This is a genomic window from Micromonospora sagamiensis (assembly GCF_014680085.1).
Taxonomy (GTDB): Bacteria; Actinomycetota; Actinomycetes; order Mycobacteriales; family Micromonosporaceae; genus Micromonospora; species Micromonospora inyonensis.
In genome coordinates this window covers 3,749,678-3,768,592 of sequence record NZ_AP023438.1, presented here as the reverse complement: position 1 = coordinate 3,768,592, position 18,915 = coordinate 3,749,678, and the positions used below count along the sequence as shown (strand labels likewise).

At 71.4% G+C, this 18,915-nt stretch carries 16 protein-coding genes; 4 read left to right on the top strand and 12 right to left on the bottom strand.

Annotated elements, in window-relative coordinates; translation table 11 throughout:
• Positions 1–129: 129 nt before the first annotated feature.
• The 4 genes from IGA62_RS16660 to IGA62_RS16645 all read right to left on the bottom strand — a co-directional run bounded on the left by IGA62_RS16660 (position 130) and on the right by IGA62_RS16645 (position 5,940).
• Entirely contained in the window at positions 130–1,950 is a 1,821-nt protein-coding gene (locus IGA62_RS16660) for a glycoside hydrolase family 13 protein (RefSeq protein WP_408632872.1), read from the bottom strand.
• Positions 1,951–2,159: 209 nt separating this feature from the next.
• Complete coding sequence (locus IGA62_RS16655) at positions 2,160–3,056, bottom strand: sugar ABC transporter permease (RefSeq protein WP_145820112.1); 897 nt, start codon at positions 3,054–3,056, stop codon at positions 2,160–2,162.
• Positions 3,053–4,687 carry an ABC transporter permease subunit gene (locus IGA62_RS16650; protein WP_145820114.1) on the bottom strand — a complete coding sequence of 545 codons (1,635 nt, stop codon included), beginning with the start codon at positions 4,685–4,687 and terminating at the stop codon, positions 3,053–3,055. The genes IGA62_RS16655 and IGA62_RS16650 overlap by 4 nt, the downstream gene beginning before the upstream one ends.
• Entirely contained in the window at positions 4,687–5,940 is a 1,254-nt protein-coding gene (locus IGA62_RS16645; protein WP_145820116.1) for a sugar ABC transporter substrate-binding protein, read from the bottom strand. Before IGA62_RS16645 ends, IGA62_RS16650 begins: the two co-directional genes overlap by 1 nt.
• A gap of 201 nt (positions 5,941–6,141) precedes the next feature.
• Between IGA62_RS16645 and IGA62_RS16640 the strand changes: the two genes are divergently transcribed.
• Both IGA62_RS16640 and IGA62_RS16635 read left to right on the top strand, forming a co-directional pair.
• The gene (locus tag IGA62_RS16640) at positions 6,142–7,227 is read left to right on the top strand and encodes a LacI family DNA-binding transcriptional regulator (RefSeq protein WP_145820118.1); all 1,086 of its coding nucleotides are present in this window, start codon (positions 6,142–6,144) and stop codon (positions 7,225–7,227) included.
• A gap of 154 nt (positions 7,228–7,381) precedes the next feature.
• The gene (locus IGA62_RS16635) at positions 7,382–9,025 is read left to right on the top strand and encodes a glycoside hydrolase family 13 protein (protein WP_145820120.1); all 1,644 of its coding nucleotides are present in this window, start codon (positions 7,382–7,384) and stop codon (positions 9,023–9,025) included.
• A gap of 217 nt (positions 9,026–9,242) precedes the next feature.
• On the opposite strand, the gene IGA62_RS16630 is transcribed toward IGA62_RS16635, so the two are convergent.
• The 6 genes from IGA62_RS16630 to IGA62_RS16605 are packed head-to-tail and all read right to left on the bottom strand — an operon-like array spanning position 9,243 to position 14,239.
• Positions 9,243–9,701, bottom strand: coding sequence for a hypothetical protein (locus IGA62_RS16630; protein WP_091456846.1), 459 nt, complete (start codon positions 9,699–9,701; stop codon positions 9,243–9,245).
• A gap of 56 nt (positions 9,702–9,757) precedes the next feature.
• Positions 9,758–10,417, bottom strand: a complete 660-nt coding sequence (locus tag IGA62_RS16625; protein ID WP_145820122.1) for an SRPBCC family protein — start codon at positions 10,415–10,417, stop codon at positions 9,758–9,760.
• Between the two features lie 19 nt (positions 10,418–10,436).
• The gene (locus IGA62_RS16620; RefSeq protein ID WP_145820124.1) at positions 10,437–11,375 is read right to left on the bottom strand and encodes a YihY/virulence factor BrkB family protein; all 939 of its coding nucleotides are present in this window, start codon (positions 11,373–11,375) and stop codon (positions 10,437–10,439) included.
• 55 nt (positions 11,376–11,430) lie between these two features.
• Positions 11,431–12,030: a 2'-5' RNA ligase family protein gene (locus IGA62_RS16615; protein ID WP_145820126.1), complete on the bottom strand. Its 600-nt coding sequence runs from the start codon at positions 12,028–12,030 to the stop codon at positions 11,431–11,433.
• 10 nt (positions 12,031–12,040) lie between these two features.
• A complete protein-coding gene (gene trpS, locus IGA62_RS16610) occupies positions 12,041–13,066 on the bottom strand; it encodes a tryptophan--tRNA ligase (protein ID WP_145820128.1) in 1,026 nt (341 codons plus the stop codon).
• 33 nt (positions 13,067–13,099) lie between these two features.
• Positions 13,100–14,239, bottom strand: coding sequence for a hemolysin family protein (locus IGA62_RS16605; protein WP_145820130.1), 1,140 nt, complete (start codon positions 14,237–14,239; stop codon positions 13,100–13,102).
• Positions 14,240–14,418: 179 nt separating this feature from the next.
• Here IGA62_RS16605 and galE point away from each other — a divergent pair, with 179 nt between their 5' ends.
• Both galE and galK read left to right on the top strand, forming a co-directional pair.
• The gene (galE, locus tag IGA62_RS16600; RefSeq protein WP_145820133.1) at positions 14,419–15,402 is read left to right on the top strand and encodes a UDP-glucose 4-epimerase GalE; all 984 of its coding nucleotides are present in this window, start codon (positions 14,419–14,421) and stop codon (positions 15,400–15,402) included.
• Positions 15,399–16,574, top strand: a complete 1,176-nt coding sequence (gene galK / locus IGA62_RS16595) for a galactokinase (RefSeq protein WP_145820135.1) — start codon at positions 15,399–15,401, stop codon at positions 16,572–16,574. Before galE ends, galK begins: the two co-directional genes overlap by 4 nt.
• A gap of 83 nt (positions 16,575–16,657) precedes the next feature.
• Here the strand turns inward: galK and IGA62_RS16590 are convergent, their stop codons facing one another.
• Both IGA62_RS16590 and cysD read right to left on the bottom strand, forming a co-directional pair.
• Complete coding sequence (locus IGA62_RS16590; RefSeq protein ID WP_145820137.1) at positions 16,658–17,953, bottom strand: sulfate adenylyltransferase subunit 1; 1,296 nt, start codon at positions 17,951–17,953, stop codon at positions 16,658–16,660.
• Positions 17,953–18,864 (bottom strand): sulfate adenylyltransferase subunit CysD, encoded by a 912-nt coding sequence (gene cysD, locus IGA62_RS16585; RefSeq protein ID WP_145820139.1) that lies wholly within the window; start codon positions 18,862–18,864, stop codon positions 17,953–17,955. Before cysD ends, IGA62_RS16590 begins: the two co-directional genes overlap by 1 nt.
• Positions 18,865–18,915 lie beyond the last annotated feature (51 nt).

The following is an 18,915-nucleotide window of genomic DNA, read 5'->3' as shown; positions in this document are numbered from 1 at the left end:
CATCCTCCCCCATCAACGACACGTCGTAGTAGCCGCCCCTCGGGCGACTGGATGGTTGCAGGGGGCCCTTCCTCGACAAAAAGCGGTAGGAGGGGGCCCTGCAACCACCCCACCCCACCGCACCCCGCCTCAGGTGGTCCGCCAGACCTGGAAGATCGGGCCGTCAGCGGGGAGGGTGAGGGTGCCGTCCGCGTCGGGGCGCAGGGGCGGCGCGCCGCCGTACACGTTGTCGGCGGGCGGCAGGCCGGTGAGGCGGACCGGACTGCCGGGCGCGCGGCGGGCCAGCACCACGGCCGTGCCGTCGACCGCCTCCCGGGCGAAGACCATGGTGTCGGCGTCGACGTGCAGCCAGCGCAGGCCACCGTGGCGCAGCGCCGGCTCCGCCCGCCGCAGCGCGATCAACGACCGGTACGTCTCGAACGTCCGGTTGTCCCAGGTCTCCGGCCGGTGCCAGGGCATCGGGGTGCGGGAACCCTCCCCGTTCGTCCCGGTGAGTCCCAGCTCGTCCCCGGCGAAGATCATCGGGGTGCCGGGCATGGTGGCGAGCAACCCGGCCGCGACCTCCTGCCGGGCCGCGTCCCCGACCACGGTGCGGATCCGGGCCGAGTCGTGCGAGCCGAGCAGCTGCCACGAGTGGGTGTACGCCCGCCAGGACACCAGCGACCGGTACGCGTTCATGGTGGCGAGCACCGCGTCCGCGTCCCGCCGGACCACCCCACCCGGGGTACCGAGGAAGTTCGGCACCGGGTCGTCCCCGGCGCGCAGCCAACTCCACACCGGGTCGGTGAAGCCGACGTAGTTCATCGTCCCGTGCCAACCGTCGCGGTCCAGGTCGCCGGTGTGGTCGTGACCGTGTTCGGCCATCACCAGCGCGTCCGGGCGGGTGTCGGTGGCCACCGCCCGCAGCAGCGCCGCCACCTCGTGGGTGTACGCGTCGGTGCCCCGCCGGCCGGTCATGTTCGCCACGTCCACCCGCCAGCCGTCCAGCCCGTACGGCGGGCGCAGCCAGCGGCGCAGCAACGAGTCCGGGTCGGTGGCGAACCGGCGGCGCAGCTCGGCACTGCCCCAGTTCAGCTTCGGCAGCGACCGGACGCCGTTCCAGGACTCGTAGTCGCCGTCGGCGTCGAAGTAGTACAGCTCCCGCTCCGGGGCATGCTCGTGGGCGCGGGCCCGGACGAACCACTCGTGCCCGTCGCCGGTGTGGTTGCTGGTGATGTCGCCGAGCAGCCGCCAGCCGCGTGCGTGGACGGCGTCGGCGAGCCGGGCCAGCGCGGCGTCCCCGCCGAGCAGCGGGTCGACGTGGTCGAAGCTGGCCGCGTCGTACCGGTGGTTGGAGCGGGCCGGGAAGACCGGGGTGAGGTAGACGGTGTTCACCCCGAGCCGGTCCAGGTGGTCCAGGTGCCCGGTGATCCCGTCCAGGTCGCCGCCGTAGAACTGGTACGGCGTCTCCGGGCCGCGCCCGACGACCGGGGTGTCCCAGTCGCAGGGGATCGCCCACTCCGGGGCCGGCCGGGTGGCAGCTCCCGCCGAACGGGCGAAACGGTCCGGGAAGATCTGGTAGATCACCGCGTCCCGGGCCCAGGCCGGCGGCGGGTCGTACGTGACGAGCTTGAAGTCGCCCGTGTCCGGCACGTCGTGGTCGACAGGCCCGGCGGCGTTGAGCCAGCGGGTGCCGCGCCGGCCGGTGAGCAGGAACCGGTAGTTGGTGACCGGGTTGCGTACGCCCACCTGTGCCCGCCACCAGACGGTGTCGCCGTCGGTGTGGTCGACGACCGCCTCGCTGAAGCGCGGCTCGCCGTCCGGCGTGGTCCGGACGTGCACCCGGCGGACGTCGGCGTCGGCCGGCACCCGGACGAGGACCGGTACGGTGTCGCCGAGTTCCGGGGCCTGTTCGGGCACGTAGCGGGCGGATCCGTCGTGGTGCGGTGCGACGGGATGGGACATGGACATGGTCGGCCCTTTCCGGGTCGGGTACGGGGAAGAGGTGAACTGCCCGCCGGATCGGATGACCCGACGGGCAGCTCTCGACTGCTCCGGTGTACGCCGTCGCCGACGCCCTTGCCGGTGGGCTGTCCACGGAGCGGTGCCACTCGCCGCAGGGCGCCCGCGAACCAGCACCCCTCGCCTCGCCCACGACGGCGAGCGGCCACCTATCCGGTTTATCCCTTGACCGCTCCGGCGGTGAGGCCGGAGACGATGTAGCGCTGGACGAGTTGGAAGACCAGCACCGTCGGGATCGCGGTGAGCAGGGTGCCCGCCGCGAAGATGCCGAAGTTGTTGTTCCGCTCGCCGGCCACCAGACCGAACATGCCCACCGCGAGGGTCTTCGACTCGGCGTCGGTGAGGAACACGTTCGCCATCAGGAACTCGTTGATCGTGCTGATGAAGGCGAGCAGGCCGGTCACCGCCAGGATCGGTGCCACCAGCGGCAGCAGGATCCGGAAGAAGATCTGGGAGTGCGAGGCGCCGTCCATGGTCGCCGACTCGTCCAGCTCCTTGGGGAGCGTGTCGAAGAAGCCCTTCATCAGCCAGGTGTTCACCCCGAGCGCCCCACCGAGGTAGAGCAGGAGCAGGCCCCACGGGGTGTTGAAACCGATCGCGGGCCACAGGTCGGTCACCGTGGTGAAGATCAGGAAGATCGCCACGATCGCCAGGAACTGCGGGAACATCTGGATCAGCAGCAGCGCGAGCAGCCCCGGCCGCCGGCCGGCGAACCGCATCCGGGAGAACGCGTACGCGGCCAGCGCGGAGAGGAAGACCGACACGAAGCTGGCCAGCCCGGCCACCAGCAGGGAGTTGAGGAACCACCGCTCGAAGGCGGTCCGCTCGAACAGGCCGGTGAAGTTCTCGAACGACACGCCCTCGGTGGGCACCAGGTCGGTGGAGCTGAGCGTGCCCAGCGGGTTGAGCGCGGCCGACAGCACGAACAGGATCGGGAAGAGGCTGAACGCCACCGCGACCACCCCGACCAGGTGCCGCCAGCCGACCTGGGCGAACCAGCGGCTCCGGCGTCGGCCGGCGGTCCGGTTGGCGACCGGTGCCTGTACGGATGTCACGAGTACACCTCCTCCTGCTGCCGGGTACGCCGGAAGCTGACCGCCGAGACCACCGCGACGATGGTGAAGATGAAGATCGACACTGCTGCGGCCAGGCCGTACTCCGCACCCTGCGCGCCGAACGCCAACCGGTAGGTGTAGGTGATCAGCAGATCGGTGGCACCACTGGTCGGGTTGTCCGCCGGGAACGGCCCACCCTCGGTGGTCAGGTAGATCGCGTTGAAGTTGTTGAAGTTGAACGCGAACGACGAGATCAGCAACGGCGAGAGCGCGACCAGCAGCAGCGGCAGCGTGACCGACCGGAACGACTGCCAGGCCGACGCCCCGTCGACCGAGGTCGCCTCGGTCAGCTCCCGGGGGATGGCCTGCAACGCGCCGGTGGCCACCAGGAACATGTACGGGTAGCCGAGCCAGAGCTGCACCAGGATCACCGCGACCCGGGCCGACCAGTCCTGCCCGAACCAGTCCACGCCGAGCCCGAACAGGTTGTTGATCAGGCCGAAGTCGGTGTTGAACATGTCCCGCCAGACCAGCAGCATCGCGAACGACGGCATGGCGTACGGGAGGATCAGCAGGACCCGGTAGATGTTGGTGCCGCGCATCCGGGGCGAGTGCAGCGCCAACGCGATGGCCATGCCGAGGACGAACGTGAACCCGGTGGAGCCGAGCGCGAAGGCGAAGTTCCAGAGCAGGGTGCCGAAGAACGGCCCGGAGATGTCCGGGTCGGTGAGCACCCGGCTGAAGTTGCGCAGTCCGACGCCGACCTTCCAGCCCTGGGCGAGCCGCTCGCCGTCGGCGGCGACGAACGCGCCGGTATCCTCGTCGGCCGTCCAGGTCCGGCCGCTCTCGGCGTCCCGGATGCAGTCGCAGCCCTTGTCGTACGCCCGGACCGCCTTGCCCTCGTAGGCGCGGGACAGGCCGGACGAGCGCAGCGCGCCGGAGTCGGTCGGCACCACCAGTGCGGTGATCTCCTCACTCCGCGCGCTGGCCTGACCGAAGTTGAGCACGGTGTAGCCCTCGGCCGCGGTGACCTTGCCACCGGTGGCGACGGTGACGTCCGCCGCGTCCAGTTCCCGCAGGCCGCTCACGTCACCCGCGGAGACCTTCCCGGTCTGTGGGTCGGTGACCAGGAAGACCAGCGCTCCGGTGGCCGGATCGCCCTGGGTGGCGACCGAGAGGGCGTACTCGGTCGAGCCGGGCACCTGCTTGACCGAGGCGGTCTGGATGGCGACGATCGCGTCGTCCTTGGTGCCCCGGTGGCCGTCGCCGAAGTTGGTGAACGCGGTGCTCGCCGTGTAGAGCACCGGGACGATCTGGAACGCGATCAGGAAGAGCGTGCCGGGGACCAGGTACTTGGCCGGGATGTGCCGACGGGTGAGGTAGAGGTAGAACAGGCCGGCGGTGGTCGCCAGCAGCAGGGCCAGTCCGCCCCACCTCTCGGCGTCGATGAGCGGGAAGGCCGCCCAGACCGCGATTCCGGCGGTCAGTCCGAGCAGGATCACCTTCACCGCGAGGCCGGTGAGGGTGATCGGCGCGTCGTGGGGCGCGGCGCGGCGCGCGGGCCGGGAGCCGATGGGCTCCCGGCCCGGGGTCTGTGTGCCAGACCCCGGGCCGGACAGCGACGTGGTCATTACTTGATCTGGCCGGCGATCGTCTTACCGGCGGCGGTGATGGTCTTCGCCGGGTCGGCGCCACCGATGATGGCGGCCTCGGCCTTGCCGAACGGGTCCCAGATCGCGGCCATGGCCGGGATCGCCGGGAGCACCTGGCCGTTCTTGCCGGCCTCCTGGAACTTGGCCAGGTCCGGGTCGCTCCCCTTGACCTGGTCGAGAGCGGCGGTCAGCGCCGGCGGACGCGGCTCGGCGTTGTAGAGCGCCACGGCCAGCTCGGGGGTGCTGACGCGGTTCGCCACGAACTCCTGCGCCAGGGCCTTGTTCTTGCCCTTGGCGGCGACGTAGAACGCCTGCACGCCCACGAACGGCTGGGCCTCCTTGCCACCGGCGAAGCCGGGGACCGGGGAGATGTCGTACTTGATGCCGGCCTTCTTGGCGTCGGTGATGGCCCACGGCCCGGAGACCAGGAAGGCGCACTTCTTGCCGGTGAAGGTGGCGATCGAGTTCTCGCCGGTGATCGAGCGCTTGAGCGCGCCGTCGCCCTTCTCCCCCAGCTTGGCGATCTTCTGGAACGCCGCGATCGACTCCGGCTTGCCGACACCCAGGTCCTTGGGGTCGTAGTCGCCGTTGGCGGCGGTGCCGAAGAGGTAGCCGCCGGCCGAGGTGTAGAGCGGGTAGATGTGGTACGCGTCGCCGTTCTGGCCGGACTGGAGGCAGAGGATCTCGCTGGCCTTCTTCTCGGCCTTGAGCTTCTTGCCGGCGGCGACGAGGTCCTCGATGGTCTTCGGCGCCTCGGGGGCCAGCTCGGTGTTGCGGATCAGCGCCAGGTTCTCCATCGCGTACGGGACGCCGTAGAGCTGGCCGTTGAAGGTGACCGCCTTGACCGCGGTCTCGTTGAAGCCGCTCTTCTGCTCGGCGGCGAGCTGCACCGGCTCGATCGCGCCGTTCTGGACCATGTTGCCGATCCAGTCGTGCGCGCCGACCACGACGTCCGGGCCGCTGCCCTGCTGGGAGGCGGTGACGAAGTTGGTCTGGAGGTCCTTGGAGACGGCCTGCACCTCGACGGTGACGCCGTTCTCGGTGCCGAACTTCTCGGCGTAGGGCTTGAGGGCCGCGGCCCGCTTGTCGTCGGCCCAGATCACCAGCTTGCCGCCGGAGGCCTTGGCGGACTCCTTGGCGGCCGGCTCGTCGTTGTTGTCGCTGCCGCCGCAGCCAGAGGCGGCGAGCGCCAGCGCGACGGCGGCGACCACACCCGCGGTACGGATGCGCATCGGTACTCCTGTCGTCATGGCAGGCCCGCCGGGGGAAGGGCGGCCCGCCAGGGGAAACGTCGGTAGAATTTTGTGCCAACCGGCGCGGTGTGCTGCGCCGCTGCTCTCGCGTGTTGCCGGGACGTTAGCAAGACGTTGCAGTTAATGGAAGGGCTTGCAGAAGTGTTCGCAAGAAGTTGCGGTTGAGCTAGAGTGCGGCCCATGCGCGCTCGACTGTCCGACATCGCCCAACAGGCCGAAGTCAGCGAGGCCACGGTGTCGCGGGTGCTCAACGACCGCCCCGGCGTGGCCCCCGAGACCCGGCAGGCCGTGCTGACCGCCCTCGATGTACTCGGTTACGAGCGCCCCGCCCGGCTGCGCAAGCGCAGCGCCGGGCTGGTCGGGCTGGTCGTGCCGGAGCTGGACAACCCGATCTTCCCCGCGTTCGCCCAGACCATCGAGTCCACGCTGGCCCAGAGCGGGTTCACCCCGGTGCTCTGCACCCAGACCCCCGGTGGGGTCACCGAGGACGAGTACGTCGAGATGCTGCTGGACCGGCAGGTCTCCGGGATCGTCTTCGTCTCCGGCCTGCACGCCGACACCGCCGCCAACCACGACCGGTACCGCGCGCTCATCGGCCGGCCACTGCCGATCGTGATGATCAACGGTTTCGCGCCCGGCATCGCGGCGCCCTTCGTCTCCTGCGACGACCGCGAGGCCACCGAACTGGCCGTGGCCCACCTGGTCGCCCTCGGGCACCGGCGGATCGGCCTGATCACCGGACCGGACCGGTTCGTGCCCGTCCAGCGCCGGGTCGCCGGCTACAAGGCCGCCATGCGGCGCCTGGTCGAGCTGGACGAGGCCGAGCTGGAGCCGCTGGCCGAACTCTCCCTGTTCGGCGTGGAGGACGGCGAGGCCGCCGCCGCCCGGCTGCTCGACCGGGGCGTGACCGGCATCGTCTGCGGCTCCGACCTGATGGCGCTGGGCGCGATCCGGGCGGCCCGGCAGCGTGGCCTTTCCGTGCCGGCCGACCTCTCCGTGGTCGGCTACGACGACTCCCCGCTGATGGCCTTCACCGACCCGCCGCTGACCACGATGCGGCAACCCGTGGTGGCGATGTCGGTCGCCGCCGTCCGGGCCCTGGTCGACGAGATCAACGGGCACGGCGCCCCGCACTCGGAGTACCTCTTCCGCCCGGAGCTGGTGGTCCGTGGCTCCACCGCGGTCGCGCCGGCCGACGCGGCCCGACCCGGCCCGGTCCCGACCCCGCAGCGGCCGGCGCCGCCCGCGCTGGCCGTACCGGCCTGAGGGGCACCGACGGCAGGACCGGGCCCGGCGGGTGGCGACATTTCTTGCGCAAGTCCTGCTTGACTCTTGCAGCGCCGGGCCGGCATTCTGCACGCACACCCGCGCCGGCTCGTCGCGGGTCGCCGTCCCGCGCCAGAGAACGGGGTACGCCACCGTGACCGCCATCCGCCCGACGCCGCCCGCCACCGACCTCGACTGGTGGCGCTCCGCGGTCGTCTACCAGGTCTACGTCCGCAGTTTCGCCGACTCGAACGCCGACGGCGTGGGCGACCTCCAGGGCATCCGGGAACGGCTGCCCTACCTGCGGGACCTGGGTGTGGACGCGCTCTGGCTGACCCCCTTCTACACCTCCCCGATGGTCGACGGCGGCTACGACGTGGCCGACTACCGCGACGTCGACCCGATGTTCGGCACCCTGGCCGACTTCGACAACATGATCACCGATGCGCACGCCCTCGGCCTGCGGATCATCGTGGACCTGGTGCCGAACCACACGTCCGACGCCCACCCCTGGTTCCAGGCCGCCCTCGCCGCCGGCCCCGGTTCCCCCGAGCGGGCGCGCTACCTCTTCGCCGAGGGCAGGGGCGAGAACGGCGACCAGCCCCCGAACGACTGGGAGAGCATCTTCGGCGGCCCCGCCTGGACCCGCGTCCCCGACGGCCAGTGGTACCTGCACCTGTTCGACCCGGCCCAGCCCGACCTGAACTGGCGGCACCCCGAGGTCCGCGCCGAGTTCGAGGACATTCTGCGGTTCTGGCTCGACCGGGGGGTGGACGGATTCCGGATCGACGTGGCGCACGGCATGATCAAGGCCGAGGGGCTGCCGGACGTCGGGTTCAGCACCATGACCACCGGCCAGCGGCAGGTGGAGCTGCTCGGCAAGGGGCGGCTCCCCTACTTCGACCAGGACGAGGTGCACGACATCTACCGCTCCTGGCGGCCGATCCTGGACAGCTACCCCGGTGGTCGGATGGCGGTGGCCGAGGCGTGGGCGGAGACCCCGCAGCGGCTCGCCCGCTACATCGGCCCGGACGAGCTGCACCAGGCGTTCAGCTTCGACTTCCTCGACGCCACCTGGTCGGCCGACTCGTTCCGCAAGGTGATCGACACCGCGCTCGCCGAGTCGACCATCGTGGGCGCGCCGACCACCTGGGTGCTCTCGAACCACGACAAGAAGCGGCACGTCACCCGGTACGGCGACGGCGAGGTCGGCCTGCGCCGGGCCCGCGCCGCCACCCTGCTGATGCTCGCCCTGCCCGGCTGCGCGTACGTCTACCAGGGCGAGGAACTGGGCCTGCCAGAGGTGCTCGACCTCCCGGACGAGCTGCGGCAGGACCCGTCGTTCCTGCGCACCGGCCAGAGCCGGGACGGCTGCCGGGTGCCGATCCCGTGGAGCGGCCAGCTCGCGCCGTACGGCTTCGGCCCGGAGGGCAGCGAACTGAGCTGGCTGCCGGCCCCCGCCACCTGGGCCGCCCTCTCCGTCGCCGCGCAGACCGGCGTGCCCGGCTCGACGCTGGAGCTCTACCGCACCGCGCTGCGGATCCGGCACGAGCACCCGGCGCTGGCTTCCGTCGACAGCGGGATCACCTGGCGGGAGACCGACCCCGGCGTGCTGGCCTTCAGCCGCTCGGCCGACGACGTCGAGCTGACCTGCGTGGTCAACCTCAGCGGCGCACCGACGCGGATCAGCGGGTACGGCGAGCCGATCGTCGCCAGCGCGCCGCTCACCGACGCGAGTGACGGGTATCTCCTGACGATCGACGCCGCAGTGTGGTTCGAGCGGCACCTGGTCGGGTAGACCTGAACTCACCTGGTCGTTCGCCGAGCTTCGCGCCGGCGGGCGACTGGGGCAGACGACCCCTTGTGGTGGGGGGTGAGGGCACCGGCGCCCCGGGGAGGCTTCCCCGGGGCGCCGGTGTCCGTCCGGGGCTCTCGCGACGACGACCGGCCGGGACCGGTCCCGCCGCCCACCGGCTGCCACCGCCCGCTACCCGGTCAGGGCGGGACCGGTCCCGCTAGCCCTCGGGGCGGCTCTCCGTCCGATCGGTGAGCCGGGCGGCGATGCGCCGGAACCCGGCCCGCAACTGCTCCTCGGTCGGCGGGGTTCGCGGCTCGCCGTGCGGCTCCCGGGCCGACGCCTCCTCCAGTTCGTCGTCGATGGTGTCCTCGAAGTCGCCGTACAGGTCGGACTCCTCGATCCGGGCGCTCTCGTCCTCGGCGGCGATCCGCGCCGAGGTGATCTCGCCCCGGATCTCGTCGGCGGAGACCGCCGGCAGCAGCGGCTCGACCACCGCCATCAACTGCTCGTCGGCGACCACCGACTCGGCCAGGGCCAGCGCGTGCGGGCGCTCGTACGGCCCGCAGACCACCGGCTCCCACTCCTCGGTGTCGCCCAGGGGGCCGAAGGTGATGATCCACGGCAGGCCGAGCATCGGCGAGTCGTCCGGCAGGTCCAACGTCACGAGTGCGCCCACGCGCCCATCATCGTCCCTGCGGCGGGATGACGAGTCCGATTCGCCCTAATTGCCGGCTATGCGGGGTCCAGTTCCCCGGCCGGCACGGCGGCCCGCCACCGGCGCGTCCACTCCGCGCGCAGCCGGTCCAGACCGGCGTCGTCCAGCCCGTACGCGCTGACCACCAGGCTGACCGGGCCGGCGGCCTCGTCGGTCAGCGGGGACTCCGCCATGGCGGCCAGCAGCCGACCCTCGGCGTCCACCACGATCCGCTGGAACCGGCTGTCGTGCCACTCCTGCGTCGGCCCGGCCTCGTCGAGGACGGCCAGCAACTGCTTCCCGGTGGCCCTACCGGCCAGCCGCACCGTGCGCCGCTGCCCCGCCGGGCGCCGCTCCAGCAGGTACCGCAGCTGCTCGAAGAAGGTCCGCCAGCCCTCCTCCAGGCCGTCGTACCCGTCGGCCAGCTCGCCGTCCAGCGCCCCGGGCATCACCGCCCGCACCCGGGTCCGTTCCCCGTCGGCCTCCGCCTGGAGCTCCTGGCCGGCCTCCAGCGCGATCCGTTCCGGCGGGTACGCGTCGGCGTGGTCGACGAAGATGTGCCGGATCTCCTCGGCCAGTCCCTCGAAGTCCCAGCCGAACCACTGCCCGATCAACTCCGGCTCGGTCAGCGCCGACCAGACCGTCTGCTGGTCGGCCGCCACGACCACCTCGACACGGAACGGCTTCGGCTCGGTCATCTGCGACACCTTCCAAGAGTCAACTGCTGGCAGGGGGTGCGGGACGGTCCGGGGTGCCGGGTCCGACACCACCGACCGGAGCGACGACCCTACCCCCGTCGGCCATATCCCACACCCGCCCCTGCTCACTGGTCGCGGCCAGCGCCGCGCCGAAGAGCACCAACTGGTTGAGCAGGTAGAGGTAGAGCAGCAGCCCGACCGCGCCGGCCACCACCGCGTACGCCGGGTTCCGCTCGGCGCGGACCACGTAGTACCGGCCGACCGTGTTGATCAGAGTGATGCCGACGGCCACCACCAGCACCACCGGCCGCAGCCGCCGGCGGCTCATCCGCAGCCGGGGCACCAGCACCAGTAGGGCGCTGGCCAGTACCAGGTTGATCAGGACGCTGAGCAGCGCGCTCACCGTGGTCAGCGCGACCGAACCGGTGCTGCGCAGCAGCCAGCGCAGCAGGGACTCCAGCGCGTCGACGGCGGCCACCGACACCCCGATCAGCACGAAGAGCGCGACCAGGATGCCCAGGTCCACCAGGCGGCGGACCACCAGGTTGCCCGGCTGCTGGTTGAGGCCGTGGATCAGCCGCTGCGACGAACGGATCGACTCCACCCAGCCGATGCCGGTGAAGGCCAGGATGACCAGGCCGATCACGCCGACCCGGCCGCTGCTGTCGGCGATCTGCACCGGGTCGAGGAAGGGCAGGTTCTCCCGGAGGAAGTCGGCCGCCGCCCGGCTCACCTCGCGGTTGTCCTCGATGATCGCCCCGAAGATCGCGTATCCGATCAGGGCGAGGGCGAAGGCCGCGAAGAACCCGTAGTAGGCGATCGCCGCCGCGAGCCGCCCGGCGAGCACGTCGTTGTAGCGCACCCCGGCCCGCCAGACGTGGTCGAACACACGGGACCGGCGTCGCAGCCCGGTGACCCACCGGTCGGCTCCGGCCTCGATCCGCCCGAACACGTTCACACGATCATCCTCGCCGATCCCCGCCCCCGTCGTCGGCCGGTACGCCTGCGCGGGTTCAGCCGCCGAGGCGGAAGTCGCGGCGGGGTTGCCAGCGGATCTGACCGGAGTGCGAGAAGAGGGTGAAGGCCTCCACCTCGAAGATGGCGGAGAAGTCGGCCAGGTCCTCGTAGACCCGGTCCAGCGCCTCCGGCGGCACGTCCTGGGCGACCGTCACGTGCGGGTGGTACGGGAAACGGGTCTCCCGGCGCAGTTCGGGGGCGGCGCTGATCGCCTCGGCGAGCAGCTCGCACTCGCTGATCCCGGCGGCCACCGCGACGAAGACCACCTGGGTCACCGGGCGGAAGGTGCCGGTGCCCCGCAGGTGCAGGCTGAACGGCAGGTGCGCGGCGGCCACCGCGGCCAGGTGCGCCTCGACGACCGGCATGGCGTCGACCGGGATCTCGGTCGGCCCGAGCAGTGTCACGTGGGCCGGGATGTGGGCCGCCAGCGGATCACCGGCCTCCGCCCGCCGACGGGTGAGGTGAGAACCCCACGGCTCCGGAATGTCCACCGCCACGCCGATCTGGGTGGTGGCGGCCGTGCCTGCCGTCGCGCCCCTGCGATCCACGCCCCGCGCCACCCCTCCGGTCGCTGACCCGTCCACCGTCGACGTCATGACACCGACGTCACCCGACGCGTACCGGCAGGAAGAACCCGACCCGTTCGTACGCGGCCGCCAGCGTCCGGGCCGCCACCGCGCGGGCCTTCTCGGCCCCCTGGGCGAGCAGCTTGTCGAGCTGGGCCGGGTCGTCCAGGTAGCTGCGGGTGCGCTCCTGCACCGGCCGGACGAACTCCACCACCACCTCGCCGAGGTCCTTCTTGAGGTCGCCGTAGCCCCGGCCGGCGTACGCGGCGACCAGGTCGTCGATGCTCCGCCCGGTCAGCGCCGAGTAGATGGTCAGCAGGTTGGCGATGCCCGGCTTCGCCTCGGCGTCGAAGACGATCTCCCGGCCGGTGTCGGTGACCGCCGAGCGGATCTTCTTGGCCGAGCGGGCCGGCTCCTCCAGGAGGTTGATGATGCCGGCCGGCGAGGACGACGACTTCGACATCTTCGCGGTCGGGTCCTGGAGGTCGGTGATCTTCGCGGTGTCCCGGACGATGTGCGCCGCCGGCACGGTGAACGTCCGGCCGAAGCTGGTGTTGAAACGCTGGGCCAGGTCCCGGGTGAGTTCCAGGTGCTGGCGCTGGTCCTCGCCGACCGGCACCGCGTCCGCCTGGTAGAGCAGGATGTCGGCGGCCTGGAGGATCGGGTACGTGAAGAGGCCGACGCTGGCCCGCTCGCTGCCCTGCTTCTGCGACTTGTCCTTGAACTGGGTCATCCGGCTGGCCTCGCCGAACCCGGTGACGCAGGAGAGGATCCAGGCCAACTGGGCGTGCTCGGGCACCTGGGACTGGACGAACAGGGCGCAACGCTCCGGGTCCAGCCCGACGGCGAGCAGCTGCGCGGCAGCCGTCCGGCTGCGCTGGCGCAGCGACTTGGCGTCGTGCCCGGCGGTGATGGCGTGCAGGTCGACGACGCAGTAGAACGCGTCGTGGGTGTCCTGGAGGGCCACCCAGTGCCGTACCGCGCCCAGGTAGTTGCCGAGGTGGAACGAGTCGGCCGTCGGCTGGATGCCGGAGAGGACGCGGGGGCGGGCAGGCACGTCGGACATGCCGGCAATTCTGTCAGTAACACCCGGCGTACGTCATGACGGGCCGGTGGTCGACTTCCCCACCACGGCGGCCGGCGACAGCTGGCGTGCGGGAGCCGGAGGAACGGGAGCCACGGCGGGAGTCGGTGCGGCGGCCGGCTGGTTGACGGCCGGCAGCGGCGGCCGTCCCGCGACCGCCACCCGGGCCACCCGGCGTCCCTCCAGCGCGAGCACCCGCAGCGACCAGCCGGCCGCCGGAGCCGGTTTCGCGACCGGGTGTGTCGTTCCGCCGCCCGGGGACCGGTTCGCGGCACCGGCGGCGCGGCGGCCGGGCTCGGCGGCCACCGGCACCTCGTCGCCGACGACCGGCAGCCGACCGAGGGCGGCCATCACGTACCCGCCGACCGTCTCGTACGGACCGGTGGGCAGGACCACCCCGGTGCGCTCGGCGAAGTCGGCGAGGTTCAGCCGGCCGTCCACCACGCCGGGGAGGCCGGCGTGCACCGGGTCGGGGTCGGTGTCGTACTCGTCGTGGATCTCCCCGATCAGCTCCTCGATCAGGTCCTCCAGGGTGACGATGCCGGCGGTGCCGCCGTACTCGTCGACCACCACCGCGAGGTGGTGCCGTTCCCGGCGCATCTCGGTCAGTGCCGCCAGCACCCGCTTGCTGCCGGGGAGGCGCTTCACCTCGCGGGTGAGCTCGCCGACGGTCGTCCGGGGGTCCGGGTCCGGCCGGAGCAGCAGGTCACGCAGGTGCACGAAGCCGACCACGTCGTCGTGGGTGCCGTCGATCACCGGGTATCGGGTGTGTGTCTCGGTGCGGGCCAGTTCGGCGGCCTCGGCGACGGTGAGCCGTGCCGAGAGGAAGACCACCTCGGTACGGGGCATCATCACCTCGCGGACCAGGCTCGCCCCGGCCGCCAGTACCTCGTCGATGATCCGGCGCTCGTCGGCGTCGAGGAGGGTGTTGGCGGCGACCAGGTCGCGCAGGTCCGCCTCGCTGATCCGCTCCCGCCCGGCGGTGGGACCCGCGCCCAGCAGGTGCGTCACCAGTCGGGTCGCCCCGTCCGCGGCCCGGACCACCACCCCGGCCACGGCCCGCGCCACCGGCCCCGGTTCGCGTCGCGGTCGTCCCGTTCGTCGTGATCGCCCCGGCGGTTGTCGCCGGGGCCGGGAACCGCCCGTCTCCCGCATACCAGAGATGGTAGACACCCGGGCCCCCAGCGGATCCCTGGTGTTCGACTCTGTTCGACCCTGGCAGTTCATGGTGGAATAGCTCCGGCGACGGACCGGGCCGCGCACGGCCGTCGGTCGTAGGGTGAGCTACGGAACGCGGCCACCAACCCGAGGTGGCCGGTCAGGAGGGGGCCGACGTGAAACTGCTCGTCACCGGGGGGGCCGGCTACATCGGCAGCGTGGTGACCCGGATGCTGCTCGACGCCGGGCACGAGGTGGTCGTCCTGGACGACCTGCGCACCGGTCACCGCGAGGCGCTCGCCCCCGAGGCGACCCACGTCGAGGCCCCGGTGCACGAGGCCGCCCGCGTGCTCACCCCCCGGGCCGGATTCGACGGGGTGCTGCACTTCGCCGCGTTGATCGCCGCCGGTGAGTCCATGGTGCGGCCGGAGCTGTACTGGCACACCAACACCGTCGGCTCGCTCGCGCTGATCGACGCCGTCCGCGCCGCCGGAGTGCCGCGCCTGGTCTTCTCCTCCACCGCCGCCGTCTACGGCAACCCGGTCGAGCTGCCCATCCCGGAGACGGCGGTCAAGGCCCCCACCAACACGTACGGCGCGACCAAGCTCGCCGTCGACATGGCGCTCACCTCCGAGGCGATCGGGCACGACCTGGCGGCGGTCTCACTGCGCTACTTCAACGTCGCCGGGGCCTACCTCCGGGGCGAAGAGGCCATCGGCGAGCGGCACGACCCGGAGACCCATCTGATCCCGATCGCACTGGAGGTCGCTGCCGGGCGGCGCGACAAGCTCCAGCTCTTCGGCGACGACTACCCCACCGTCGACGGCACCTGCGTCCGCGACTACATCCACGTCGAGGACCTCGCCCGCGCCCACCTGCTCGCGCTGGACGCGGCGACCCCCGGCCAGCACCGGATCTACAACCTCGGCAACGGCAACGGCTTCACCAACCGGCAGGTCGTCGAGGTGGTCCGTGAGGTCACCGGCCACCGGGTCCCGGTCGAGATCGCCGCGCGCCGCGAGGGCGACCCGGCCGAGCTGGTCGCCTCCGCCCGGCTGGCCCGCGCGGAACTCGGCTGGGTGCCGGAGAAGCCGACCCTGCACGACATGGTCGGCGACGCCTGGGCGTTCTACCGCACGCACATCCTGGAGCGGTCGTGACCACGCACCCCGTCCTCGCCGGTGACGTCGCCGACCGCGCCACCGCCGGCTTCCGGCAGCGGTACGCCGCCGAGCCTGCCGGCCGCTGGGCGGCCCCCGGACGGGCCAACCTGATCGGCGAGCACACCGACTACAACGACGGTTTCGTGCTCCCCTTCGCCCTCTCCCTGCGGACCGTGGTGGCCGCCGCCGGGCAGCCCGACGGGGTCTGGACGGTCTGCTCCGAACTGGCCGACGAGTCGATCGAGTTCACCGCCGACGACCTCGCCCCGGGCCGGGTCACCGGCTGGGGCGCGTACGTCGCCGGGGTGGTCTGGGCGCTGCGCGAGGCGGGGTACGCCGTACCGGGCGCACGGCTCGCCATCGCCAGCGACGTACCGCTCGGTTCCGGCCTCTCCTCCTCGGCCGCGCTGGAGGCCGCGGTGCTGGCCGCCCTGGTCGACCTCGGCGGGCTGGACCTTCCCGCCGAACGACGGCCCCGGCTGGCCCAGCGGGCCGAGAACGCGTACGTCGGCGCGCCGACCGGGATCATGGACCAGTCCGCCGCGATCCGCTGCCGGGCCGGGCACGCGCTCTTCCTCGACTGCCGCACCGAGGAGGTCGAGCACATCCCGTTCGACCTCGACGCCGCCGGTCTGGCCATGCTGGTCGTCGACAGCCGGGCCCCGCACCGGCACGCCGACGGCGAGTACGCGGCGCGGCGCAGGTCCTGCGAGCAGGCCGCCGACCTGCTCGGGGTGCCCGCCCTGCGGGACGTACCCGTCGGCGGCCTGGACGCGGCGCTGGGCCGGCTGCCCGACGACGAGACCCGGCGACGGGTCCGGCACGTGGTCACCGAGGACCAGCGGGTCCTCGACACCGTCGCGCTGCTGCGCGCCAGCCGGGTACGCGACATCGGCCCGCTGCTGACCGGGTCACACGCCTCGATGCGGGACGACTTCGAGATCACCGTGCCGGAGATCGACCTCGCGGTCGAGACGGCGCTGGCCGCCGGGGCGCTCGGTGCGCGGATGACCGGGGGCGGCTTCGGCGGCTGTGTGCTGGCGCTGGTGGAGGCGGCCTCGGCCGACGCGGTCACCGCCGCCGTCACGGCCGCGTACGCCGAGCGCGGCTTCGCCGCACCCGGTCACGTCACGGTGTGGCCCGCCCCGGGTGCCAGTCGACTCGACTGAGGCGCTTGCACTGCTCGGGTGGTTGCAGGGGGCCCTTCCTACCGGTTTTTGGTGAGGAGGGGTCCCCTGCTACCGGCTGGGGGTTAGGTGGTTTCGACGATCATGGCGGCGGCGACGGTGCGGTTGGTGGCTTCGTCGATGATGATGAATCCGCCGGTGGTGCGGTTACGGCGGTACTCGTCGGCGAGTAGGGGCACGGTGGTGCGGAGTCGGATCCGGCCGATCTCGTTGAGTTTCAACTCGGTCGCGGTGTCGTCGCGGTGCAGGGTGTTGATGTCGAGGCGGTAGTGGATTCCGCGGACGATCGCCCGTGCGGTGCGGGTGGTGTGTTTGATGGTGTAACGGCCGCCGAGGTGCAGTGGGCGGGTTTCGTCCATCCAGCACACCATCGCCTCCACATCCTGGGTGGGGGTGGGGGCGTTGTTGGGTCGGCAGATCATGTCGCCGCGGGAGATGTCGATCTCGTCGGTCAGTCGGACGGTGATGGACATGGGTGGGAACGCCTCGGCGACGGGTCCGTCGGCGGTTTCCACGGCGGCGATGCGGGAGGTGAACCCCGACGGCAGGACCATGACCTCGTCGCCGGGTTTGATCACACCGGAGGCGACCTGCCCGGCGTAGCCCCGGTAGTCCGTGACTGTGGTGGATTGGGGGCGGATGACGTACTGGACGGGGAACCGCACGTCGACGAGGTTGCGGTCGGAGGCGATGTGCACATGCTCCAGGTGGTGCAACAACGAGGGGCCTTCGTACCAGGGGGTGTTCTCGGAGCGGGTGACGATGTTGTCGCCCTTCAACGCCGAGATCGGCACCACCGCCAAATCGGGGACGTCGAGCTTGGCGGCGAAGGCGGTGAACTCGTCGGCGATCTGGTCGAACACGTCCTGGGACCAGTCGACCAGGTCCATCTTGTTCACGCACAGCACGAGGTGCGGCACGCGCAGCAGACTGCACAGGAAGGCGTGGCGGCGGGACTGTTCGACCAGGCCCTTACGGGCGTCCACGAGGATCAGGGCCAGATCTGCGGTGGACGCGCCGGTGACCATGTTCCGGGTGTACTGGATGTGCCCCGGGGTGTCGGCGATGATGAACTTCCGCCTCGGAGTGGCGAAGTACCGGTAGGCGACATCGATCGTGATGCCCTGCTCCCGCTCCGCCCGCAACCCGTCGGTCAACAACGCCAGGTTCGTGTACTCGTCACCCCGCGCCGCCGAAACCGCCTCCACGGCCTCCAACTGATCCGTGAACAACGACTTCGTGTCATACAGAAGACGGCCAATCAGGGTGGATTTACCGTCGTCGACGCTTCCGGCGGTGGCGAAGCGGAGCAGGTCCATCGGACGGGCCGACGTCTCCGGGGCGATCGTCTCGGCACTCATCAGAAGTAGCCCTCCCGCTTGCGGTCCTCCATGGCGGCCTCACTCACCCGGTCGTCGCCCCGGGTCGCACCCCGCTCGGTGATCCGGGTCGCCCCGACCTCCTCGATCACCAACTCCACCGAGTCCGCGTCGGAGCGAACGGCAGCCGTGCAGGACGCATCGCCGACCGTCCGGTACCGCACCCGCACCTTGAACCGCTCCTCACCGGCGCGGGGCTGGATGAACTCGTTGACGGCGTAGAGCATCCCGTCCCGCTCGATCACCTCACGCTCGTGGGCGAAGTAGATCGACGGCAACGCGATCCGCTCCCGAGCGATGTAGTGCCACACATCCAACTCGGTCCAGTTCGACAACGGAAACACCCGAATCGACTCACCCGCATGATGCCGACCGTTGTACAACGACCACAACTCCGGCCGCTGATTCTTCGGATCCCACTGCCCGAACTCATCCCGGAACGAGAACACCCGCTCCTTCGCCCGCGCCTTCTCCTCATCCCGACGCGCCCCACCGAACAACGCATCAAACCGATGCTTCTCCACCGCATCGAGGAGCACCGGCGTCTGGATCCGGTTGCGGGTGCCGTCCGGGCTCTCCCGGACCAGGCCGCGCTCCAACGCCTCGGGAACGCTCGCCACGATCAACTGGAGACCCAGCTCGGCGACCCGCTGGTCGCGGTACTCCAGGACCTCGGGGAAGTTGTGGCCGGTGTCGACGTGCATCACCGGGAACGGGATGTTCGCCGGAGCGAACGCCTTCTGGGCGAGCCGGAGCATCACGATCGAGTCCTTGCCACCGGAGAAGAGCAGCACCGGCCGCTCCATCTCCGCCACCACCTCACGCATCACGAAGATGCTCTCCGCCTCCAACGCGTCCAGGTGGGAGACGCGGTAGGCCGCAGGGGCGGTCATGACACGGGCTCGCTTCGGGCGGATCGGCTCATGGATTCCAGACCTTTCCGG